Genomic DNA, 22,205 nt, shown 5'->3' with positions numbered 1-22,205 from the left:
TCAGGTCTGCTGTTTTGCCGGAGGTCCGGGGTTACGCATGAGGAGCGATAGCAGCAGGGCGATCGCGGCGACGGCCGCCATGCCGAAGGCCACCGCGTGCAGGTGGGGAGTATCCACGCCGGAGGCGAACTCGACGCCGAGCAGGCTGGTCGAGAGGATGGTGCCAAGGTAGCGCGAGGTCTGGAAGAGGCCGGAGGCGCTGCCGACCTCCTCCTGGGGCACGAAGCTGTAAAGGGCGGTCTGCAGCCCGAGGTTGTTGAACCCGCCCGCGCTGCCGAGGATGACGAGCGCGAGGAGGAGGTGCGGGATGCCGCCGCGGGCTGGCACGGTGGAGAGCAGTATGCTGCCGGCCACCATACAAAGTGCGGCGAAGATGATGCCGGGTTTCGGGCCGATGCGGTCTATCAGGCGGGCTGCGAGGGGGGTGAGGACGACGCCGCTTCCGGCGAGGGCGAGCATCATGGTACCGGTGGTATCGGCGGGGATGTGCCGGGCGTCCTGCAGGTAGGTCGGCATACCGATGAAGGAGCAGTAGTAGACGACGTTAACAAGCACGAACTGGAGGTAGACCGAGACCACCTCCCGGTGCGCGAGGGAGCCGCGCAGATCCAGGAAAGGACTTCGAGCGGAGCGCTCGCGGAGGTAGAAGAGCCCCGCCGCTGCGAGGGCGACACCACAGGCGGGGAAGTCGGGCGATCCCCGGAGCGAGAGCAAGAAGAGGAGCGCCCCGATCACGCAGGCAGCGAAGAGCAGTATGCCTGCGGGGTCGAGCTTCACGAGTTCTTCCGCGAATTCTCCGCGCTCACTCTTGCGGACCTGCCGGTCGGCGGGCAGGACCCGCCAGCCCAGGACGAACGAGAAGACTATGAATGGGAGGTTGACGAAGAAGACCAGAGGCCAGTCACCGTAGCGGACCAGGAAACCCCCGATGGTTGGTCCGAAGGCCGCCGACGTCGAAGAGAAGACGGCGAGCACCCCGAGGGCGGAGGCCTGCCGTTCGGTGATGTGTTCCCGGATCATCGCAGCGCCGGCCGGGAAGAGCGCCGAGGTCCCGGCGGCCTGCAGCACCCTGAACCCCACGAGCCACCAGAACGTGGGTGAGAGGGGGGCGAGCATGCTCGCCATCGCCGAAACCACGAGCCCGCAGAGGAACACCCTCTTGCGCCCGTAGAGGTCCGAGAGCCTCCCCATGAGCGGCTGTGCGATCGCACTCACCAGATAGAAAACCGAGATGATCCAGGAACCCTCCGCGAAGGTCATCCCGAAGTCGTGGTTTATCCGGGAGAGCGCGACCGCGATCATGGAGGAGTTGAGCGGGTTCAGAAGCGTGGCGGCGGCTATGGCCGCGAGCATCAGGTTGCGGTTCGGCGAAGATCCGCTCCCGGAAGACGGTCTCACGCTCTCGCGCTGCCTCGCATCCAGAACACTCAGCCAAAGATACCACCTTGCTTGACGGGGTCAAACGTTTTTGCGGGTTCAGGAACGTCCGAGGTAGCGCTTCTCGACCGAGGCGACCAGCGAGCAGGTGGTGTCCACCATGTTCCCGACGTAGAGGCCGCTGGCCTGCGTGTGGGGCTGGTAGGCGTCGGGACGGGAGAAGCCGTAGTAACTCTCGAGCCAGCCGGCGAGCTCGGCGTGGGCGTGCGGGCAGCGTCCTCCCATCGGCCGGGTGCTCCGACTCATAACCCCCTCCCGCGCCTCGATGAGCGGCCACTGTATTCCGCCTCCCTTCACTACCTCGAAGGTGAGCGTGACGCGGCTGGTCACCTCGAGCGCGACCCCGCACGGCTTGCCCTGCCCCTGCCGGGCGTGGCAGTCCCCGGTGTAGAAGAGCGTCCCCTCGTTGAAGCCCGGCAGGTAGACGGTGTTGCCGGGACTGACGCCCGGCACGTCCATGTTCTCCCGAAAGGCCCCGGTGCGAGCGCGGAGATTGCCTCGAGTTCCGGGGCCACCGCGATCGTCCCGACGAACGGCTCCCACGGGAGCCTGACCCCGACCTCCTCGTTCTCCAAGTAGCGCCCGCCTCCCTCCTCGATGAGCCTCCACACGTAGACCCTCTCCGGTAGCGGGTCCTGCAGGGTACGCTGAGACCGGTCGATGTCAGCCCGCCAGATACGGTATGTAGCAGCCCACCACGTATTCGCGGGCGGGGTCTATCTCTTGCAGGTGCGCCACCAGCGTATCTCCCGCCCCGGCCCCCTCCACGTAGATGGGCCCGGTCTGCGGGTCCAGGAACTTCGCAGTTGCGAGCGCCCGGCCAGAAAGGTCATGGATGATCTTATATTCTGCTCTCGAAGGCGTCCTCGGTGTGGATCACCCTCTTTCGCTCATCCCGCCCCGCGCCACCGGCTTCCGCAAGGGATGAAGACGTAGCTGTAGTCCTCCGGGAGGACCTCTACTGTCCGACCCTCCACGTTTTCTCCTCTCCCGGTTCCTACTGCATCATATCCCCGACCTTCATCGTCCCCCTCTGCACCAGCTCGACGCGGTAGCCGTCCGGGTCCAGGACGAAGGCTATCCTGTAGTCGTTGCCATCCACGGTCATCGTCTTGGGCTCGACGGCCACCTCGACCCCCTGCTCTTTGAGCCGCGCCACGGTCCCCTCGAGATCGTCCACGACGAAGGCGACGTGGCCGTAGCCTTCCCCGATATCGTAGGGCTCGGTACGCCCGTGGTTGTGGGTTAGCTCGAGCATCGGAGAGGAGGGATCCTCCTCCATCGCGAAGAAGTAGTTGGTAGCATCGGAGAAGTGCATCTCCCCAACCTTCTTCATCCCGAGCTTGTTCACGTAGAAGTCCGTGCTCCGCTCGGGGTCGAGGATCCTGTAGCAGGTGTGTATGTACGAGGCAGCCAAGGGGACTCCTTTCTCTCGCCCACAGCGACCCGTCTTCCACAACTTTCCCGTATGTCTTTTTCGACATGTTAGTCGAGCAGCTCCCCCGCGACACCAGAAAGCCACGATTTTCTGAAATGGTGAGAAAATGGTCCCCTCAAGCCACAGATCGTCCTCCAGAGACAGAGCCCCCACCCAGACAAGCAGCCCACTTCCAGAAAAGACCGATCAAGTAAAAAAGCCGCCCGCGAGGAGAGACGGGCGGCCATGGAACACTCCGGAACGCGGGACTAGACGATGCTCCTGTACCCGTTCACGTAAGAGGAGATGATCGGATCGTAGCGCACCACGGTGCCCGGGTAGGGCGCGTCGATCATCTGCCCGTTCCCGACCGCTATCCCGACGTGCGAGGCGAACCCGTACCCATAATCGCTGAAGACGAGATCACCCGGTCCAGGGGTCGAAACCGGCGTCCCGTAAGAAAATTGTGCATAGGAGCTGTGCGGCAGGTAGATCCCGAAATCCGAAAACACAGCCGTAACCAGCCCGGAGCAGTCGACCCCGGCCCGCGACTCACCGCCCCAAACGTAAGGAACGCCAAGATAGCTCTGCGCGTCGGAGACGATCGCATCTCCAGAGACAGTCTGCGCCTCCGCCGAACGCGACGCCATCACCGCAGCCGTCAGCGCCAGCGCCAGAGCCGCAAGCACGATTCCGAGCCTTAGCCTTACACTCACAGCCAAAAGGACGTATCCTCCCTCTCTAGCCTGCAACAGTCGGGGATCTCTCACCCTGTAGAGAACCCCCTCCTCTCAACGGGGCACGAGGGTAACCGTTTTGAAATCTTTACGCAAACTCATCGCAACCACTTCGCAAGAACTTCGAAACACGTAAACCGCCCAGTGATGGGGCAAAATGGGAAATCAGGGTCGGGAAGCATTTTAAATTTCCTTAACACTGCGGCAATTCGTGTAACAAGCAGGGGTGGATGTGGGAGATCCTTGGGTAAGGTATGCTTCGCGGGGTGAACGGAAGAGGGAGGAAGGCGTGATCGAGCATCTGGTTTTGTTCACGGCGAAGGAGGAGGCCTCCGGGGATGAGCTGGCGGATCTTGTCGCCTCTCTGCGGGCGCTCAGGGAGAAGGTACCGGGGGTGGTGGACCTCACGGCCGGGGAGAACTTCAGCGATCGGGGAGGAGGTTTCACCCACGGGCTCTTCGCGCGGTTCGAGAGCGTGGAGGATCTCGCGCGCTACCGGGAGCACCCGGAGCATCTGGCGGTGCTGGAGAAGCTCGGACGGCTCACGACGAACCTCATCGCGGTAGACTACGAGGCGTAGCGAGGAGCGAAGAGGAGGCCTCTCTGGATGGGCGGTCGGGTGGCGGTGGTGCACGACCGCGGGCTGGAAGACTACGGGTTCGGCGAGGACCACCCGTTCAACCCCTTGCGCATCCGGCTCGCGCTGGAGTTGAGCGAAGCTGCGGGGCTGTTCGAGGGTTACGGCTTCGTGAAGAGCGCACCGGCCACCGAGGAGGACCTCCTGCAGGTACACAGCCTCACCTACGTGAGGCTCGTGCAGAAGGCGGACGAGGTCTCGGATCTCTCGGAGCTAGTCCACTACGGGCTCAACACCCCGGACAACCCGGTCTTCCCCCGGATGCACGAGGCCTCCGCCAGGGTCGTCGGGGCGGTACTCACTGCGGCCCGGATGGTGGCCGACGGGAGCTGCGAGCACGCGATGTGCATCGCGGGGGGGCTGCACCATGCGCTGCGGTCCAGGGCGAGCGGGTTCTGCGTCTACAACGACGCGGCCGTAGCCATAGCGCGCCTGAAGCAGGAGCATCCGCACCTGCGGGTGGCCTACCTCGACACCGACGCCCACCACGGCGACGGGGTACAGTGGGCGTTCTACGACGACCCGGAGGTGCTCACCATCTCCATGCACGAGACCGGGAGGTTCCTCTTTCCCGGGACCGGTGGCGTCGAGGAGCGCGGGAGGGGCGAGGGGTACGGCTACGCCGTCAACGTACCGCTCGAGCCGTTCACCGACGACGAGTCCTGGATCTCCTGCTTCGAGGCCGTCGTGCCCGAGGCTTTGAGGGCCTTCGAGCCGGACATCATCATCTCGCAGAACGGCTGCGACGGACACGCCCTGGATCCCCTCACCCACCTTTCGGCCAGCATGGCGCTCTACGAGTACATCCCGAGGCGGGTGCACGAGCTCGCCCACGAGCTCTGCGGCGGGCGCTGGGTCGCGCTTGGCGGAGGAGGGTACGACCACTGGCGCGTCGTTCCGCGGGCGTGGACGGCTTTGTGGGCCGCGCTCTCGCACCAGGAGCTCCCGGAGAAGATCCCCGCCGGGTGGCTCGCCCGACACGAGAAAGAGAGCCCGGTCGAGCTTCCCACGCTCATGCACGACCCCGCGCCCGAGAGCATCCCGCGCGCGAAGGAGATAGCATACGCGAACAACAGGAACACCGAGCGGGTGCTGGAAGAAGTCGTGAGCCTCATACACGGCAGAAAGCGAGGAGAGTAACCGGAGGTACGTGAGATGACGCAGACCGTTCCCGGCACCAAACCGGCGAAGGAGACCCGCAGCAAGGTCACGGGGGAGCCCCCCTACAGGGTCATCCTGCACAACGACGACCACACCCCCATGGACCACGTCGTCTACGCCCTGCGGAAGGTCATCCCGCGCATGAGCCTCCCGCGCGCCGTCTCCTTGATGCTCGAGGCCCACACCAGAGGGAAAGCGGTCGTGGCCCGCTGCCACAAAGAGCTCGCCGAGCTCTACCAGGAGGGGCTCCAGAACGAGGGGCTCATCGCCACCATCGAGCCGGACCGGGCCGGCTAACCCCCGATCTGGCTCATCGTCCGACGCCGCGACTCCTCGGGGAGAGTCTGCCCCGCCGGGGGCTTTATGCGGGCGGCGTGCCAGAGTACCTCGTGTATGGCCGGGATCGGGTCGGGAGAGCGGATCGCATCCTTCACCGGCACGTCCAGGTCGGTGAGCAGGCAGGGGTGGATCTTGCCGTCGGCCGTGAGCCTCAGGCGCGAGCACATCGCGCAGAAAGGTTCGGAGACCGGGGTTATGACACCGAAGTTGCCCGGGGCGCCGGCGAACCTGAACTCGTCGGCCGGGGCGGCCGGATCCTCCTTCTCGACTGGTTCGAGCTCGCCGAGCTCTTCCTGCGCCCGCTCGAGGATCTCGCGCCCCGAGATGAAGAGCTTGCGGAAGCGGGTGCCGTCGGTGTCGCCGTTTAAGGGCATCAGCTCGATGAAGCGCACGTGCAGCGGGTAGCGCAGCGTGAGCCGGGCCATGTCCGCGATCTCGTCGTCGTTTATCCCCCGCATCGCCACCGCGTTTATCTTCACCGGCGACAAGGGTGTCTCGAGCGCGGCCATTATCGCGTCCCAGACTCTCTGGAAGTGGTCGCGGCGGGTTATGAAAGCGAACTTCTCGGGCTTCAAGGTATCGAGGGAGATGTTTATCCTGTCGAGCCCGGCCTCGACCAGGGCATCCAGGTTGTCCCGGAGGAGAAAACCGTTGGTCGTCATCGTGACCTCTCTGAAGCCGAGTGACTTCAGGCCGCCTACGAAGTCGACGACGCCCTTGCGAACCAGCGGCTCGCCGCCGGTCACGCGCACCTTGGTTATCCCTAAAGCGAGGCAAGCCTCGGCGAAGATGAGCATCTCGTCGAGCGTGAGGTGCTCGCTCTTATCCTGGAACTTTATGTCCTCGGGCATGCAGTACTGGCAGCGGAAGTTGCACCGGTCGGTGACCGATATCCTCAGGTAGTCGATCTTCCTGTCGTAGCTGTCTGTGAGCTGTGCCATGGTTTCCTCGGGTCGCCGCCTCTGTAGAAACGATTGTATCCCAGATGTCCTATCCGGCATCCGCCGGTGTGCCCTCGATCAAACCGAGCCGGCGGGCGAGCGGGGCAGCGGTGGTGGCCTGGAGCAAGAGCGTGGCGAAGACCGCGAGCGCTACCATCGAGACGGCGATATCCGCCCCCTTCACTCCCTGGGCGAGCAGCAGGCTCGCCACCGCCGTCGGCACGACCCCGGTCTCGCGCGACCAGCACAAAAAGAGGAGCTCGTCCCGGCTCCAGCGGGCCCTGCGATCCGGCAAGAGGGAGACGAGCACCGTGACGGGCCGGGCTACGAAGATGAAGACAGCCATCACCACGAGCCCCCCGAGGAAATACTTCGAGAGCGCGTCGAAGGGCAGGTTTATCCCGAGGGTGACGAAGATGAGGAGGGTGGCGATCTCGGCGATCTGGGCCACGAAGCTCTCCAGCCGGCGGGCGTGGATCTCGTCCTGCCCGAGCCCGAGCCTCCTGCCGAGCCTGAGATCGCCCATGTTGCCGACCACGAGCCCCATCACGAACGCAGCCAGGTACCCGGATCCCCCCACCGCCTCGTTCGAGAAGTACGCGAGCGCCACCACCGCGAGTATCGCCACGCCGGGGGCCTCGTCCCAGATCCCCCAGCGGGTCGTCGTGGAGACCAGGTAGGCGAGCAAGAACCCGGCGAAGAGCCCGATCGCGGTCCCGATCACCATCTCCTCGACGAACCCGAAGAAGGTGTCCGAGAGGGTGAAGCTCCCGGACTGCACGGTCCCCACCAGCGCCAGCGCCAAAACCGTGCTTATGGGGTCGTTGAAGGCCGACTCCGAGATCAGGGTCTGCGAGATCTTGGGGCGGACGTTGAGCCGGTCGAAGAGCGGGATCAGGATGGCCGGGTCGGTGGCCGAGAGGATCGCCCCGACCATGAGCGCGACCGCAAAACCCACCCCGAAGACCCCCGCGACCGCGAGCGCGACGATGAAGGCGGTCACGATCACGCCGGGCAACACCAGAAGCCCGAGCCCGAACGCGACGCGCGAGATGACCTTGAGCGAGACCCCGACCCCGCCGTGGAACAGGATCATCGCGACCCCGGCGTTGAACAGGAGCTGAGCCCCCACCCCGCCCAAAGGGTTGGAGGCGACCCCGAGCACCGCCGGCCCGATGAGAACGCCGGCCGCGATCATGACGACCATCTCCGGCAGCCGCACGATCCTGGCGACGAGCTGCGAGACGAGCCCGGCCCCGAGGATGAGGCCGAAATCGAGCAGTATCCTCTGCAGCTCTTCCAGAGATTACTCCTCTCCCCCGACGAGTGCGACCAGCCGCTCCGCGAGCCTCTCCCATCCGAGATGCTCGACGCAGTTGCGCCGCACCACCTCACGACTCAGCCGGCGCTCCTCCTCCGGAAGCCCAAGATACTTTATCAGGGTGCGGGCCAGGTTCTCTCCAAAATCCTCCATCCCCACCGCGAGCGGGAAGGGAAGCCCCTCCCCGATGATCGCCGCGGCCTCGGAGAGGCCGGAGTGGTCCGCCACGAAGGGCACCACCCCGCTCGCCGCCTCCTCGGCGGCGACGAGCCCGAAGGTCTCCGGGAAGATCGAGGGCACCACCGCCACCTCCGCCGCCGGGAGCAGCCGCGCGAGGTCTTCGTGGTAGAGCGGCCCGATGAACTCGACGTCCTCGTGCATCCCCTCCGCCTCGCGCAGCAGCCCCAAACCCGGATCGAAGTGCTCCAGAGGGGCCTCCACGCCTCCCTCGAGGAGCCGCCCGGAGCGCGCGATGAGCGAGAGCAGGCGCCCATCTCCGGTCCCGAGCGCGAGCGTGAGCGCCTGCAGCGCCTCCCGGAAGGTCCCGAACCCGACGACGAGCAGCCGGGCTCCGGTCCTTCGCCTGACCCGGGCAAAAGCCTGGAGCAGGACGTGCACCCCCTTGGAATGGATGAGCTTGCCAACGTAGACGACGAGCGGTCCGTCGGCCGCGAGAAGACGCTCCAGCCTCTCACCCGCGTCCCGGTCGTGGGCGCGCGCGTCGTAGGTGGCGGCGATGGAGCCCAGACGCTCCGCGAGCTCGCCGGGGGTCTCTGGGCCCCGCTCCTGCAGCTCGAGGAGCGCGCGGGCCTGCTCCGGGCCACGCCCCGCCCCCCCGCGGAGCTCTCGGGGGAGCGCGTGGTCGAGCGCGTCGGGGCGGAAGAGGTCGGTGTCCACCCCGCCCGGGAAGGAGATGGTCCTCCCGGCGAGATGCGGGAAGTCTTCCGCGATCGTGCCGGCGCTGTGCCGCGAGAGGGCGAGGATGCGCCTTGCCCCGGCGACCCCCTCGCGGGCCAGCTCCATGTAAAGGGGGCTCCTCCTCGCCACGTACTGCAGGCAGCTGCCGTGCACGATGCTCACGTAGGGTACGCCGAGACCCCCGAGCGCCCGGCGGGCTATGAGGGGGCCGGGGACCGAGTGGTTGGTGACGGCGGCCGGAGCTCCGCTCTCGCGCGCGACCGTCTCGAGCGCGGCCGCATTCGCCTCGAGGTAGAGGTCGAGCTCTTCCCGCGTGAGATCCAGGAAGGTCTTCACCCGCCAGCCGGGGTATTCGTCGTAGACGTAGACCGGCAGGAGGTCTCCGATCGCGGGGTTGTAGACCACGCAACGTCCCGGGTACGGCGTTTCCCGTTCGCCGAGCACCCCGGTCCCATCCGCATCCGCGGTGGCGTGGGCGTCCACGAAGTCGTAGGAGAGGGGGTCGGGCTCCTGACAGAGCAGGTGCACCTCGTGTCCCCCGCGCACCAGCGCCCGGCAGAGGTTCTGCACGTAGACGTTGCTCCCCGAGCCGGAGAACATGTAGCCGTGGGTCACGAGAAGCTTCAGGGCTCCGTCACCTCCGCGAGAAGGGGCTTTCCATCCCGGAAAGGTACCACAGGGGGAGACCGCACCGGAAGCTGCTGTAATATGGATGCCACGGAAGCGGCCCACACGGCTCAAGGAGGATCTCGAAGGTGGCACGCACGAAGGCAGCGACCCCGAAGGTCGGCGAGGAGGCCCCGGACTTCAACCTGCAGAGCGCACAGGGAGGCAGACTGCGCCTCAGCCTGCGCACCGTCCGGGGACCGGTGGTGGTCGCCTTCTACCGCCCGTGGTCGGAGGAGGACGCAGAATACTTCCGGGCGCTGGCGAAGAAGGAGGACGACATAAACCTCGCGCTCGGCACCATCGTCGGCATCGGCGTGGCCGAGCCGGACGAGGCGCGCGAGTTCTGGCGCAAGACCGGCATAAAATCCTACGTCCTCTACGACTACACCCGGGAGTGGGTCCCCGAGTGGGGGCTTCTGGAGCGCGACCGCGAGCACGGGGACTACGCCCGGCCGGCGACCTTCATCGTGGGCAAGGACCGCCGCATAGCGCACGCCTGGTTCGAAGAACGCCCCTCCCCCGAGGAGCTCTTCGAGAGGGTGCACGAGATCACGGGGCTCCCCAAACCCCCGGAGGAACAGGAAGAGCCCCAGAAGAAGGCCAGGAAGGAAGGGGAGGAGAAGGCTCCCGGCGGCGCCGGACGCGCGGCCCGCGAGCAACCGGAGCCCGCAGACGGTGCGGACCCGGCAGACGAGGATTGACCGGCGTGGAGCCGGAGGAGCTGCGCTCCCGCCTCGAAGCCCGGGAGGAGCACCTGCGCAACCTCTACGAGGAGCTCGCCGCCCTGCGGCTCGAGGCCGACGAGGCGAAGGCCGAACGGGACGCGATAGAACGGGAGCTGCACTCCCTCAGGGAGAGGCGCGGCCCCTTCTTCCGCCGTCGGGACGAGGAGACGAGGGACCTGCGGCGAAAGCTCGCCCGGCTCGAGGAGGAGAACACCACCCTGCGCTCCCGGCTGCATGAGCTCGAGTCCCTCCTCTCCGAGCTCACGGACCCGGAGAGGAGGCTCGAGGCAGCCGCCAGAGCCTTCAACAGCTCACCAGAGGCGGCAAGGGAGGTCAATGCGATCGCCAAATCCTTCGGCAGGCCCGAGGTGCGGCTCAGCCTCGGGACGCGGCTGCCGCCCCCGGTGGCCGTCATCTTCCGCTGGCCCGAACTCTCCTACCGGACCTACGAGATCTCCCCCGAGGAGGGCGAGGTACGCCTGATCTCGGAGGGGGAAGAGCCATCAGAGGAGATGTTGCGTGCGGAGCCTAACGCCAGCCTGGAAGACGATGGACGTCTGGGCCTCCTCTGAGACCCCCTAGGGCCTCCTCTCTTCCTCTTCGCCCAGCTCCCCCTCCTTGGGGCGGCCGATCTGGTCCAGGAAGTCACCTGCGCCCCGGATCGTGGAACGGGTCATCCGCGAGATCCTGCGCGGCCCCAGCACCACGAAGATCACGAAAGCGAAGACGAGAACTTCGAATGGACCAATCATCGACCGGCATCCTCCTTCAGCCAACCTTTCACCGTCCGCGTGCCTCCATGAGCGCCTTGAGGCGCTCCAGCGAGCGCTCTCCGTTCCTGCGGGCGAACCTCTCGGCCCCGACGAGACGGGCCGCCCGGTCGAGGAGGTTGCGCCTTAGACGGAAATGTCCGCTGTAGCAGACCACGCAACCGCGCTCCCCGTCGGGACGCACCACCACCTCTCCCCCGCCCTCGACGACCGAGGTGTAGACCCAGCGGATGCGGCCTTCGCTGCGCTCGGTCACTCTCACTTCTGGCTCCATCCTGCCAACCGGGGTCTCGAGGTGCAGCCGGTAGTGCTCCCCGTCTAGCCTCTCCACCGCTTCCACGCCGACCATCCACTCCCGGGCGTTGCGGAAATCGCCGATGTAGCGCGAGACGTAGGTGGCGGGTGCGGCGAGGTGGCGTTCGATCCTTACCGAGCCCCCCGCTGGTTTTACGCCCATCCCAGCTCCTCCAGATGCCCATCATCTATACCGAAGTGGTGGGCGAGCTCGTGGATCACGGTAATGCGGACCTGCTCCTCGAGCTTCTCCGGCGGGAAATCCCGCTCCAGCGGGCCGCGGAAGATCGTGATCCTGTCCGGGAGCTGTGCCCAGTAGCCTGCGCCACGCCTGTCGAGCGGCACCCCCTCGTAGAGACCGTAGAGATCATTCGAGTCCTGGGAGAGCGGGGAGGAGAGGTTCGGCCAGTCCTCGACGACTATCGCGACGTTCTCGAGCATGCCGGAGAGCCCGGCGGGCAGGCTCTCGAGAGCCTTCTCGACCAGTTCGTAGAAATCGTCCGCGCCGCCCGCATGATTCATTTGGATTATTTTATCCCAAAGGGCCTGGCGGGCCCTCCTGGGCTAGAATTCCCGCAGGTCAGTGTCTCGTTACCACGGAGGTGGTCGCGTCTTGGTGCGGTTCCTGGCGGGTTTCGGCGCAGGAAGGTGGGCCGTGTGGCTGTTCTGCCGCCTTGTGGGCAGGCCGTTGCCGGTGGAGCACGCTGCGGAATGGATGAGGATCCCCGAGCACTCCGTCGAGCAGGTGCTCGAGACCGGCGCGCTAAGGAGCCTCAAGCCGGAGGATGTGCTCGAGACAGCCCGCAGGATGGACCGCCAGCGACGTGAGCACGACGAGCGATATCGTGGCTCCCCCACTCCTTGATGGAGGGCTTTACTTCCCACAGACGATCAGCGTAACATGTTGATGCTTCACGGAAGCTCCATTAGAAAGGCATATGCACCAACGGGGGTGGCGGTGGAGAGCTCGGGAGGATCTCTCTTCAGGAATCAGGGCTTCGTCAGGCTCTGGGTGGGACAGGCAATCTCTTTCCTCGGTGACGCCATCTCCATGGTTGCGCTGGTCGTCCTGGCTGCAGGGCTCGGTGGGAGGGCGTCGGCTGTCGGCGGCATCCTGGTGGCCCGCCTGCTGCCGACGCTCGCCGGGCCCTTTGTCGGCGTCCTCGCCGACCGGCTAGACCGCAAGGCGATCCTGGTCGGCAGCGACCTCGCGCGGGCGGCGCTGACCCTCGGGATCATCTTCACGCGGGACATCTTCACCCTGTATGTGCTGGTCTTTCTGATCGGGCTCGCCAAGACCTTCTTCAACCCGACGATCCGGGCCGCCTTCCCCAGCGTGGTCGCCGGCGGCAACCTGACCCGCGCCAACTCGATCATCAGCAGCACCTTCAGCACCTCGATCTCCGTTGGTCCCGCGCTCGGTGGGTTTTTGGTCGCGACAGCCGGGCTGGACGTGGCCTTTGCACTCGATGCCGTCTCATTTCTCATCTCTGCGATCTTCCTCGCGCTGGTGCCGTTCTCTCGCCCGGAGCACGCGGAGGATTCGGGATTCTTCGAGGAGTTCAGATCCGGGGTCGGTTATCTCCTGCTCTCGCGCGTACCGCTCGCGGTGGTCGTCGGGGCCTCGCTCATCGTCTTCACGACCGACCTGGTCACCCCGGCAGAGATCTTCCTGGCCCGGCATTTCGGAGCCGGGACCGAAGGATATGGCGTGCTGATGAGCCTCTACGGGGTGGGCATGGTGGCCGGCAGCGCGCTGATGGCGACGGTGGCTGAGCGGGTGCGGCTGCTTCCGGTCTACCTCGTGGCCCTCCTGGGATACGCGGTCGCCCTCTGCGGGGCCGGGCTCTCCCCGCTGTTCACGCTCGCGCTGGCGGCCATCACGCTCGCCGGCATCTCGAACGGGGTGGACAACGTAACCTGCGACACCATACTGCAGACCAGCGTCCCGGAGAATTTCCTCGGGAGGGTCTTCTCGGTGAGGTTTCTGGGCTTCGGTATCGGGGAAGCGGTGGCTTATCCTCTCGGCGGGCTCCTGACCGACGCGACGGGGCCTTCCCACACGTACCTGATCGCAGGCATCGCGACCGCCCTCGCACTCACCTTCACGATCGCGATGCTCCGTTTCGCACCCTCGAAGAGGGGCTAAAGTTTCCGGGGTGCGTGTACGATAATCTACAGGTGAAGTTTTCAACCGCAGGTTTGATCGTGTATCATGGGTTCCCATCCGGGGATTGAGGACGAACTGGCGATCATGACACCCGCCGGCCTTCCACGAGAGGCGTAGATTGGGCCAGGACCACCTGAGAACCTACCTTTCGACGCTCGCGGTTTTCGCCGTGACGCTGGTGGTCTCCTGGATCTACTGGTACGGCGTCCCGCTCGACGGGCGGTTCATCGGTGGTGCGGCCGTCTTCGTTCTGCTCATCACCGCGGGACGCTTCATCTCCGGAGAGAGCGGAGAAAGATCAGGCACCGGTCCTCAGGACGTCGTGCTCGTATGCGCACTCTCCCTGATGGGCCCCACCTGGACCGCCGCGGCCGCGCTCCCCGCGGCCTTTTTCACGGCACGCCGCGACGGATGGCGGGCGGCGTGTGAGGCATCATCCTGCGTGGTAGCGGCGCATCTGGCCGGGATGTCTTTCGTCCCCTTCCACCGCCCGCTGCTGTACGCCAGGCCCGAGCCGACACCGGAGATCTTCTACGGCACGTTCCTCGCCGGAGCAGTGCTGATAGCGAGCCGGGATGCGGCCGGGGTGCTCTTCCTGAAGTTGAGGGAGGGACGTCCGATCCTGGAGTCGTGGCGCGAGTCGGTCCAGCCCTATCTGGGGGCCCATGCGACCGGCGCGCTGGCTTCCGCCCTGGCGATGTCGGTCTTCGCAGCCTACGAACCAGCCGCCGCCGGTGTCGCCCTCGCCGGCGCCGTGGCGAGCAGGACCATCGCCTCGCGCTCGCGGGCCAGGATCGAGCGCCTGCGTGCCCTGCAGGGCCGGGTGAAGACGCTGGAGGAGACCCTCTCCGGAGCGAGGCTGTGGTTCGCGGCGACCATGATCCTGGAGCTCGGCCGCCGGGACCACTATTCCCACCGCCACGCCGCCGCGACGGCGATCTACGCCGGTGATCTGGCGCGAGAGATGGGCCTGGAGGGGTCCAGGGCCGCCCGGGTGAGGCTCGCCGCCCTGCTACACGACATCGGGATGTCCAGCTTTCCGGAGGAACTGCTGCTCCAGCCGACGCATTTCGAACCGGCCCCCCAGGGGGCTCTCGCCGAGCACCCGGCGCGCGGTGCGCAGATCCTCTCGCCGGTGGCGGGCCTGGAGGAGATGACCGGCTGGGTTCTTTGGCACCACGAACGCCCCGACGGCCAGGGATACCCAAACGGGTTGCGCGGCCGCTGGATACCGGTGGAGGCGAAGATCATATCCGTAGCCCAGGCTTACGCCGCGCTGGTGCTGGACAACCCGTGTCGGAATGGTGTCCCCCCGGAGGAGGCGAGAGCATACCTGGTCGCCGGCGCTGGAAGAGAGTTCGACGCCGGGGTGGTGCGGGCCTTCCTGCGCATCCTCGACACTGAGGCCGAAGACTACAAAGACGCCTCAGGAGCACGCTTCACATTCCCCGAACCGCCGGAAACCTCCCGGCTGAGAGGCCTCGGGCACGGCGCGTGATACAGGTGGAACCGCAGGAGCCATTTGCCATTTGCAAGAGGGAAGAAGATAATTTAACAGTTGGTATTGTTGCCCTTCTGGAGGGGGGCGGCTTGATGAAGTCGGCGGTTCGGTGTGGCTGAGCGAAACAACACGCGTTCGCCCGGTATGATCCGGGTGCTGCTTGCGTGTGCGGTGCTGGCCCTGCTCGGGTCCGGCTGGCCTGCGGAGGCGCCGTGGTGGACCTACCTGGGCGCGGCGCTCGGCCTCCTGTTCGGGCTCGTGGGGATCTACGGGAGGCCTGGGCTGCTCGTCCGGGAGCCGCTTTTGTGGGCCGCGGCGGACGCGCTGTGCGCGAGCCTGGTCGTCCCCGGCACCGGAGGGGGCACCTCCTGGTTCTTCGTTCTCTACCCGCTCTCGGCGTTGAGTCTGTCCCGTTTCGAACAGGCCGAACGGGTGCTGCTCTCTGGACCGGTGCTGGCGGCGGGGTATCTCGCCGCCGCGTTGATAACGGGCGGGGGTGGTCCCGGGATCTGGGTGAGGACCGCCGCCATCCTGGTCGCCTTCGGCCTCGCCGCCGCGACGAGCCTGCAGCTGCAGGAGGCATCCCGGAGGGAGCGGGAGCTCGCCGAGGCCCTGCGTGAGAGCCACGATCAGGAGGAGCGTGAGCTCGAGCTCGTCATGCGGCTCGGCCCCCTGCTGGCCAACCTCAGCCTGGAGGCCGTGCTGCAGTGGACCGCCGAAACTGCCAGCGCGCTCACCGGAGCCCCCTACGCGCACGCCGCCCTGCTCGACGGTGCCAGCCACCGCACCTTCACGGCTGAGAAGCGGGAAGCCTACCCCAACTGGTGGCACCCGGAGATCCAGAAGCTCCTCCTGTGGAGCTGCCGGGAGAGGAAGACGGTCAGGAGCGAGGAAGAGGTCTGCGGGATGAGGGGATTCGTGGCCGCGCCGTTCACGAGCGCTGGTGCGGAGCCGTCCGGCGCCCTGGTGGTCGGGGGCAGGGAACCCGGTCCGGCGGACGAACGGGCGCTCGAGATGCTCGCCGCCCAGGTGGCCCCGGTACTGGAGAGAAACCGGGTGCAGGCTCCGGGGGGCAGGGACCCCGTGACCGGCCTGCCGGGCTACTCATCACTGTACCGGACCCTCCGCTCCGAGCTCTCCGGAGAGCGCCAGATCACGCTGCTGGCCGCGGACATAAACGGGCTGCGTCGCTACAACCGGGCCCACGGGCTGGCCGCCGGGGACCTCCTGCTCAGACAGATCGCCCGCAGCCTCGAGAACCTGCAGCTGGAGGCATTCCGCTGCGGGGGCGACGAATTCGCCGTGCTCATCCGTGGCTCCAGCCGGGCACGGGCCAACAAAGCCTCCCGGGCCATACAGCAGGCGACCGTCAGGCTCACCTCCGACTCCCGCACCCCGCTCTCGGCCTCCGTCGGGTACGTGCTGAGCCGCAGCGGGGAGGATGCTGATGAACTTATCGAACGCGCCCTTGCAACCGCCGAAGAGACCAAGGGCGAGCAGGTGATGGCCTGGCAGGTGGCCCTCGCCCCTGGAGAGCAGACGGACAGGACCGCGGCGGCGCTCGTCGAGGCCTCGGAGGTCAGGATGCCCTACCTCGGTGCGCACATGCGGGTCGTCTCCAGCCTCGTGCGCCGGATGGCGGAGGTCATGGGCCTGCAGCGCGAGGAGGTCGAGCTGTTCTCGCTCGGCGGCCTGCTGCACGACATCGGCAAGATAGGTATACCCGACGAGATTCTGCTCAAGGAAGACCCCCTGACCGACGAGGAGTACGAGACAATAAAGAGCCATCCGGTGCTGGGCGCGAGGATCCTGGAAGCGGCGGGCGGGATGGAGCCGGTAATCCCGGCCGTCCGCCACCACCACGAGCGGCTCGACGGGCGCGGGTACCCCGACGGGCTGCAGGGCGAGGAGATTCCGCTCGCCGCCCGCATCGTCTTCGTCGCCGACGCGTTCGAGGCGATGACCCGCGGCAGGCCCTACCAGTACAGGATCTCCCCGCGCGAGGCCCTGGAAGAGATAGAGCGCAACGCCGGAACCCAGTTCGACCCCGTGGTGGCCTCAGCCCTGAGGCAGGTGGTCGAGGAGTTCCCGGACCGCCGGACGGGTACCGGCGGCTGAGCCCTCGCCGGCAGAGGGTATACTCACGTCTCGTGGATCTCTTCGACTCTGGAGGCGAAGAGGAACTTTCTCGCCGCGCCCCGCTCGCAGAGCGGCTGCGCCCGAAGACGCTCGATGAGGTGGTCGGCCAGGGTCACCTAACCGGCGAGGGCGGCCCTCTGCGCGAGGCTCTCGAGCGTGGGAGGGTCGGATCGGTGATCCTCTGGGGGCCTCCCGGCACCGGCAAGACCACCCTCGCCCGCGTCCTATCCCGGGAGGTCGCCGAGGAGTTCGTCCCCCTGAGCGCGGTCGAGAGCGGGGTGAAGGACCTGCGGGCGGCGCTGGAGGGGGCGCGCGAGCGGCTCAAGTACGAGAGGAGGGGGACGCTCCTCTTCGTGGACGAGGTGCACCGCTTCAACAAGGCTCAGCAGGATGCACTTCTGCCCGCGCTCGAGGAAGGACTCGTGGACTTCATCGGGGCGACGACGGAGAACCCCTCCTTCGAGGTGACCGCACCGCTCCTTTCACGGTCGCGGGTGTTGCGCCTGCGGCCGCTTCAGGCCGGCGATCTTGAGACGTTGCTGGAGCGGGGGCTAAAGGAGCTGGGCGTCGGGATCTCGGCCGAAGCGCGGGACTACCTGCTGCGCCTCTCGGGTGGGGACGCGCGCAGGATGCTGAACGCCCTGGAGATCTCGGCCCCGGGAAGTGAGGAGGTGGGGATCGCGGAGATCGAACGGGCGCTCGGACGGCAGGCCCCGCGCTACGGGCGCGAGGAGCACTACGACGTCATAAGCGCGTTCATAAAGAGCGTGCGCGGCGGCGACCCGGACGCCGCCCTCCACTACCTGGCCCGAATGATAGAGGCCGGAGAGGATCCGGTCTTCATCGCCAGGCGGCTCGTGATCCTGGCCTCCGAGGACGTCGGCAACGCCGACCCGCATGCTCTGCCGCTCGCGGTGGCCGCCGCCGACGCCGTCCGCCTCGTCGGGATGCCCGAGGGCAGAATCCCGCTTGCTCAGGCCACCACCTACCTGGCCTCCGCCCCGAAGTCCAACGCCGCCTACGCCGGGATCGGCCGGGCGCTCGAGGACGTGCGCTCCGGGATCACACCCGAGGTACCCCTGCACCTGAGGAACGCCCCGACCGACCTGATGCGGAAGGAGGGCTACGGAGAGGGCTACGAATACCTGCACGCGAGCGGCAGGGAGGGGATGAACCAGCGGTATCTCCCGGAAGAGCTCTCGGAAACCGTCTACTACGAACCCAAGAGACGGGGGGCGGAGAAAGAGATCGGGGAGCGTCTCGAAAGGTGGCGCCGGGAACGCGAGGAGCGTGAGGAGGGGCGGGCCTAGGCGGAGTCCTCGGCGAGCCTCCCCGGAGACGCATCGAGCGCGCTCTTCCAGTTCGTCTTCGGCAACAACGCCAGGAAGACCAGCGGCTCGAACCAGGTTATGTAGGCGTAGAACCAGTAGCTCGATACGAGCTGGAAGCCTACCACTAGCGCCGCGGAGAGGGCCGCGAGCCGCCGGACGGTCATGGTGCGGGGCAAGCAGGCGACCAGCAGAGCGAGCAGCCCCAACGCGAGGGTGAGCGGGAGCTTCAGGGGCTCCAGGAGCGGAACCTGGGTGAAGATCGTCCAGGGGGTCACGCGCCCGTTCTGGAAGGCGAAGGTACGCTCGTAGAAGGTCTTCGCGGCCTCGATCGGGCCGTTCCCGCCCAGCAGGAGCACCCAGAACGAGCCGACCAGGACGGCGAGCCCTCCGAGGGCGAAGTCGATCAGGGGGCCCGGCCTCAGCCGGCGGCGCTCGTAGAAGAGCCAGAGGGGGCCGAGGATCAGCGGGAAGAGCTTTATAGCGAAGCCGGCGGCGACCACCGCCCCGCGGGCCAGCGGGGAGCTCACCAGCGCGAGCCCGACCGCGAACGCGGCGGCGACGAGCACGTCGTTGGTGTCGTTGTTCGTCGCGTAGAGGGTGTAGGGGTAGGAGGACCAGGCGAGAAAGAGCGCCCCGGCCCCCTTCACCCCCGCGAAGCGGTAGCCGCAGAACATCATCGCCAGCGCCCCGACGACGTAGGCGAAGACCGTCAGCGCGTGCGCGGCGGGGAGATAGTCCCAGTGCCCGGAGTAGCCAAAAAGCTGGATGAAGGGCACGTAGAGCAGGTAGTTGAGTGGACCGTAGGTGTCGCCGCTGGCCACATCGGGCGGCATGTGACCGTAGGGGGAGACGCCGTGCATGATGCGGTCGGCCCCGGCGACCCCGGCGTATCCCACGTCGAGGACCCGCGAGCTCAGGTTGAGCCAGAGAAGAAACCCGCTCGCTGCCACCCCGAGCGCGAAGAGGACCGGGGCGGGGAAATTGGAAGTCTGCTCGACTCTCTCCCCTACCCCGAAGCCCATGAGCAGGGTGCGCAGGAAGAGGTAGACGAGCGGCGGGTACCAGAGCAGGACCGCCGGGTGTACGATCCCCTGCCGGAAGTAGGCGTGGGAGACGAGGAAACCGAGCAGGGCCGCCACGTCGAGCGTCCGGAGCGAGAAGAGCCGGTCGTTGCGCAGGAAGGCCACCGCGAAGATCAGCGCGAGAGGCCCCCACACGTACCAGTAGTTCGCCGGCCCGCCGTAGGCCCAGCTCTCCCCGCGGGCCATCTGCCAAAAGACCTGCGCCCCGGTGTAGACGTGCTCCAGGGCCCAGGTGCGGTCGTCGATCTCGACCTCCGCGATCTCCCGGCTCTTCCCGCCCGAGGTGCTCCAGAAGCTCACCTTCCAGCGGCCGCCCTCGTAGCTGGCCTGCGCGGTGTGGGAGGGATGGCGTGAGAGCTCCGCGCGCACCTTCGGATTCGCGGCGGCGAGCTTTATGGCCTCTCTACGAGAGAGCGTGGGGTACGAGACGCGATGCGCCGCCGGCGTGATCTCTACTCTGATCACCCGTCCGGTCGCATCCAAGACGAGGAGCCGGGCGACCGTCTTGCCGGATGTCTGCTCGACGAGGTCCACCCTCCACTCGCCGTCCGCCGGGTCGTAGACGGCTTTGGGCTGCACCGTCGGCCGGGTTATGTACTCGTGGACGGCCGGCACGTAGTACGCCTTCTGCTCGGCCTGTCGCGCGCTCATCTCGGGCCTGCCGGCGAACCCGGCGGCCAGGAGCAGGCACCCGAAGAACACCGCGAGCATGAGGAGCCTCCCGCGGTGCGCCTCCCCTCTCATCCCGCCCTCTTCCCGGCCGGGGCGAGGAGCAGGGCGAACCACAGGATCACGAGCAGCGCGTTGCGCGCGAGCAGCAGCATCACCTCGGGTTCGTGTCCCACCACGAGCTGGTGGTAGTGGAAGGGGTATATAGCCGTGGTGAGGCAACAGGTCACGAGAAAGACGGCCGAGAGGAAAACCCCGAAGGCCCCCTCCGCGCCGAGCGGTACGAGGGGTAAAAGCCAGATCATGTACTGCGGCGAGAGGACCTTCGAGCCGAGCATGAACGCGAGTATAAACGCCGCGGCATAACGGGGGAAAAGCGCGGGCGGCATCCCCCCGGGCCCATGGCGGCGCCACAGGAGGAAGAGGCATACCAAGAGCAGCGCGGCCGTGAGCGGCAAGCTCAGCGAGGCGGCGAGGTTCGCCCATCCGCCGTGCACCTCGAAAGCCCCGTACGAGAAGCCGACCCAGCGCACCGCGCCGAGCGCGAGCAGCACCGAGGACGCCAGGCTCTCGAGCTGCAGCCCGCGCCCCGCCTGATACCCGAAGCTCGCGGCGAGCCCCTGCTCTCCCAGGAGTCCGGCTGGCACGAGGAACAGCGCGACGACGAGCAAAAGGACGCCGAAGCCGAGGCCGGCGCGCCGGAGGCGCCGGGCCCCACCGAGAGCGGCGAGCGGGAAGGCCGCGAGCGCCGGGATGATCTTCGCCGCCGTCCCGAAGCCCAGCGCGGCGAAGGCCGGCAGGGAGCGTCCCCTGGCGGCGCAGGCCGCCGCCGCGGCGAGGGTCAGCGCGACGACCGGGTCGTAGCGGGCCGTCGAGACGGGGTAGAGGACGAGCGCACCGAGGGCGAAGACCAGCGAAGCCGCCATCGCCCGGCGTCCCGATGCGCGGGCGGAGAAGGCTGTGAGCATCATGCAGGCCACGAGCACGAGCGCCATCTCGGAGGCGAAGTACAGCGAGTAGGTGGTCCTGTCCGCAGCAAAGGGAGCCGGCGGGAGGAAGGCCAGCAGGCTCCCCGGGGGGTACTCGATGAAGAAGTCCCGGTAGGGGATCTCCCCCCGCAGCACGGCGCCGGCGACGGCATGATAGAGCTTCAGGTCGTTGGAATCTTTTGCCTGGGCGGGGGGAAGCGTCAGGTAGAGACTCATCAGAAGCAGGTAGAGCCCCGCCCCGATCGCGAGCAGGCCGGCAAAGACCGAAAGCGGGGTCGCACGCTCTTCCTGCGCCTTCTCTGCGGGGAGCCTCTGCACAGAGGTGGGTATATCCGGCCGAAGGCCGGATGTAAAGGGCCGGCGGGCCCGCTAGAAACGCTCGACGGCGGGCCTGAGGTCGAGCTCGAGCGTCCAGGCCGTCGGATCCTGGACGTGTAGCCGCCAGTAGGTCTCGGCGATGGCCCCGGGGGAGAGCATCGTGTGCGTCTCGCGGTCCGGCTGCATGGCGCGCACGCGGGGCGTGTCGATCTGACCGTCTATGACGACGTGCGCCACGTGCACCCCCTGCGGCCCGAACTCGCGTGCCATCGACTGCGCGAGCGCCCGAAGCCCGAACTTGCCCACCGCGAGCGCCGCGAAGCGTGCCGACCCGCGCAGCGACGCCGTGGCCCCGGTGAGGATGATGGTCCCGCGCCCCGCCCCTGCCATCGCGGGCAGCACCTCGCGGGCACAGTAGAACGCCCCGGCGCAGTTGGCCCTGAAGCAGTAGTCGAAGCGCTCGGGTTCTATCTCCAGGATGCCCCCGGGCTGGAACGCCCCCGCATTGTACACGAGCACCTGCGGGTCGCCGAGCTCCGACCGGATGCGCCCGAACGCCCGCGCGACCGACTCATGGTCGGTGGCGTCCGCCAGAACGGGGAACGCCCGCCCTCCCCCCTCCTCTATCTCCCGCCGGGCC

23 protein-coding genes are annotated in these 22,205 nt (G+C 67.2%); 10 read left to right on the top strand and 13 right to left on the bottom strand.

Annotation, left to right across the window (positions count from 1 at the left end):
• The 4 genes from PJB24_RS13145 to PJB24_RS13130 form a co-directional block, all read right to left on the bottom strand.
• Positions 1 to 1,398, bottom strand: coding sequence for an MFS transporter (locus PJB24_RS13145; protein ID WP_273846557.1), 1,398 nt, complete (start codon positions 1,396 to 1,398; stop codon positions 1 to 3).
• Between the two features lie 78 nt (positions 1,399 to 1,476).
• Positions 1,477 to 1,896 carry an acetamidase/formamidase family protein gene (locus tag PJB24_RS13140; protein WP_273846555.1) on the bottom strand — a complete coding sequence of 140 codons (420 nt, stop codon included), beginning with the start codon at positions 1,894 to 1,896 and terminating at the stop codon, positions 1,477 to 1,479.
• A 538-nt stretch (positions 1,897 to 2,434) separates the two neighbouring features.
• On the bottom strand, positions 2,435 to 2,854 hold the full coding sequence (locus PJB24_RS13135; protein ID WP_273846553.1) for a VOC family protein: 420 nt from the start codon (positions 2,852 to 2,854) through the stop codon (positions 2,435 to 2,437).
• Between the two features lie 269 nt (positions 2,855 to 3,123).
• The gene (locus PJB24_RS13130) at positions 3,124 to 3,570 is read right to left on the bottom strand and encodes a C40 family peptidase (RefSeq protein WP_273846551.1); all 447 of its coding nucleotides are present in this window, start codon (positions 3,568 to 3,570) and stop codon (positions 3,124 to 3,126) included.
• 310 nt (positions 3,571 to 3,880) lie between these two features.
• On the opposite strand from PJB24_RS13130, the gene PJB24_RS13125 reads away from it, so the two are divergent.
• Genes PJB24_RS13125 through PJB24_RS13115 form a run of 3 tightly spaced genes read left to right on the top strand, consistent with a single transcriptional unit; the run spans position 3,881 to position 5,686 of the window.
• Entirely contained in the window at positions 3,881 to 4,171 is a 291-nt protein-coding gene (locus PJB24_RS13125; protein WP_273846549.1) for a Dabb family protein, read from the top strand.
• Positions 4,172 to 4,198: 27 nt separating this feature from the next.
• The gene (locus PJB24_RS13120; RefSeq protein ID WP_273846547.1) at positions 4,199 to 5,368 is read left to right on the top strand and encodes an acetoin utilization protein AcuC; all 1,170 of its coding nucleotides are present in this window, start codon (positions 4,199 to 4,201) and stop codon (positions 5,366 to 5,368) included.
• A gap of 15 nt (positions 5,369 to 5,383) precedes the next feature.
• Positions 5,384 to 5,686: an ATP-dependent Clp protease adaptor ClpS gene (locus PJB24_RS13115; protein WP_273846546.1), complete on the top strand. Its 303-nt coding sequence runs from the start codon at positions 5,384 to 5,386 to the stop codon at positions 5,684 to 5,686.
• Here PJB24_RS13115 and moaA read toward each other — a convergent pair.
• The 3 genes from moaA to PJB24_RS13100 are packed head-to-tail and all read right to left on the bottom strand — an operon-like array spanning position 5,683 to position 9,523.
• The gene (moaA, locus tag PJB24_RS13110; RefSeq protein WP_273846544.1) at positions 5,683 to 6,669 is read right to left on the bottom strand and encodes a GTP 3',8-cyclase MoaA; all 987 of its coding nucleotides are present in this window, start codon (positions 6,667 to 6,669) and stop codon (positions 5,683 to 5,685) included. The two genes, PJB24_RS13115 and moaA, sit on opposite strands and share 4 nt — an antisense overlap.
• Positions 6,670 to 6,718: 49 nt before the next feature.
• The gene (locus PJB24_RS13105; RefSeq protein ID WP_273846638.1) at positions 6,719 to 7,933 is read right to left on the bottom strand and encodes a cation:proton antiporter; all 1,215 of its coding nucleotides are present in this window, start codon (positions 7,931 to 7,933) and stop codon (positions 6,719 to 6,721) included.
• Positions 7,934 to 7,975: 42 nt separating this feature from the next.
• A complete protein-coding gene (locus PJB24_RS13100) occupies positions 7,976 to 9,523 on the bottom strand; it encodes a glycosyltransferase (RefSeq protein ID WP_273846543.1) in 1,548 nt (515 codons plus the stop codon).
• A gap of 140 nt (positions 9,524 to 9,663) precedes the next feature.
• Here PJB24_RS13100 and PJB24_RS13095 point away from each other — a divergent pair, with 140 nt between their 5' ends.
• Both PJB24_RS13095 and PJB24_RS13090 read left to right on the top strand, forming a co-directional pair.
• On the top strand, positions 9,664 to 10,278 hold the full coding sequence (locus PJB24_RS13095) for a peroxiredoxin family protein (RefSeq protein WP_273846540.1): 615 nt from the start codon (positions 9,664 to 9,666) through the stop codon (positions 10,276 to 10,278).
• Positions 10,275 to 10,874: a hypothetical protein gene (locus PJB24_RS13090; RefSeq protein WP_273846537.1), complete on the top strand. Its 600-nt coding sequence runs from the start codon at positions 10,275 to 10,277 to the stop codon at positions 10,872 to 10,874. Before PJB24_RS13095 ends, PJB24_RS13090 begins: the two co-directional genes overlap by 4 nt.
• Before the next feature lie 6 nt (positions 10,875 to 10,880).
• On the opposite strand, the gene PJB24_RS13085 is transcribed toward PJB24_RS13090, so the two are convergent.
• Genes PJB24_RS13085 through PJB24_RS13075 form a run of 3 tightly spaced genes read right to left on the bottom strand, consistent with a single transcriptional unit; the run spans position 10,881 to position 11,888 of the window.
• Positions 10,881 to 11,054 carry a twin-arginine translocase TatA/TatE family subunit gene (locus PJB24_RS13085; RefSeq protein WP_273846535.1) on the bottom strand — a complete coding sequence of 58 codons (174 nt, stop codon included), beginning with the start codon at positions 11,052 to 11,054 and terminating at the stop codon, positions 10,881 to 10,883.
• 28 nt (positions 11,055 to 11,082) lie between these two features.
• On the bottom strand, positions 11,083 to 11,529 hold the full coding sequence (locus PJB24_RS13080) for an SRPBCC family protein (RefSeq protein ID WP_273846533.1): 447 nt from the start codon (positions 11,527 to 11,529) through the stop codon (positions 11,083 to 11,085).
• Complete coding sequence (locus PJB24_RS13075) at positions 11,520 to 11,888, bottom strand: metallopeptidase family protein (protein ID WP_273846531.1); 369 nt, start codon at positions 11,886 to 11,888, stop codon at positions 11,520 to 11,522. The genes PJB24_RS13080 and PJB24_RS13075 overlap by 10 nt, the downstream gene beginning before the upstream one ends.
• A gap of 91 nt (positions 11,889 to 11,979) precedes the next feature.
• Here PJB24_RS13075 and PJB24_RS13070 point away from each other — a divergent pair, with 91 nt between their 5' ends.
• The 5 genes from PJB24_RS13070 to PJB24_RS13050 all read left to right on the top strand — a co-directional run bounded on the left by PJB24_RS13070 (position 11,980) and on the right by PJB24_RS13050 (position 18,486).
• Complete coding sequence (locus PJB24_RS13070) at positions 11,980 to 12,231, top strand: hypothetical protein (RefSeq protein WP_273846529.1); 252 nt, start codon at positions 11,980 to 11,982, stop codon at positions 12,229 to 12,231.
• 93 nt (positions 12,232 to 12,324) lie between these two features.
• Entirely contained in the window at positions 12,325 to 13,515 is a 1,191-nt protein-coding gene (locus tag PJB24_RS13065) for an MFS transporter (protein WP_273846527.1), read from the top strand.
• A 139-nt stretch (positions 13,516 to 13,654) separates the two neighbouring features.
• Positions 13,655 to 15,034: an HD-GYP domain-containing protein gene (locus PJB24_RS13060; RefSeq protein WP_273846525.1), complete on the top strand. Its 1,380-nt coding sequence runs from the start codon at positions 13,655 to 13,657 to the stop codon at positions 15,032 to 15,034.
• Positions 15,035 to 15,148: 114 nt separating this feature from the next.
• Entirely contained in the window at positions 15,149 to 17,155 is a 2,007-nt protein-coding gene (locus tag PJB24_RS13055) for a diguanylate cyclase (RefSeq protein ID WP_273846523.1), read from the top strand.
• Between the two features lie 32 nt (positions 17,156 to 17,187).
• A complete protein-coding gene (locus tag PJB24_RS13050; protein WP_273846521.1) occupies positions 17,188 to 18,486 on the top strand; it encodes a replication-associated recombination protein A in 1,299 nt (432 codons plus the stop codon).
• On the opposite strand, the gene PJB24_RS13045 is transcribed toward PJB24_RS13050, so the two are convergent.
• From PJB24_RS13045 to PJB24_RS13035, 3 genes are all read right to left on the bottom strand, one after another.
• Complete coding sequence (locus PJB24_RS13045; protein ID WP_273846520.1) at positions 18,483 to 20,333, bottom strand: glycosyltransferase 87 family protein; 1,851 nt, start codon at positions 20,331 to 20,333, stop codon at positions 18,483 to 18,485. The two genes, PJB24_RS13050 and PJB24_RS13045, sit on opposite strands and share 4 nt — an antisense overlap.
• Complete coding sequence (locus PJB24_RS13040; RefSeq protein ID WP_273846517.1) at positions 20,330 to 21,565, bottom strand: glycosyltransferase 87 family protein; 1,236 nt, start codon at positions 21,563 to 21,565, stop codon at positions 20,330 to 20,332. The genes PJB24_RS13045 and PJB24_RS13040 overlap by 4 nt, the downstream gene beginning before the upstream one ends.
• Positions 21,566 to 21,616: 51 nt before the next feature.
• Positions 21,617 to 22,205: SDR family NAD(P)-dependent oxidoreductase (locus PJB24_RS13035; RefSeq protein ID WP_273846515.1), on the bottom strand; the 589-nt coding region annotated here is incomplete at its 5' end.

It is taken from the genome of Rubrobacter calidifluminis (genome assembly GCF_028617075.1).
In the GTDB taxonomy this organism is placed as follows: domain Bacteria; phylum Actinomycetota; class Rubrobacteria; order Rubrobacterales; family Rubrobacteraceae; genus Rubrobacter_E; species Rubrobacter_E calidifluminis.
This window is presented reverse-complemented; position numbering and strand designations above follow the sequence as displayed.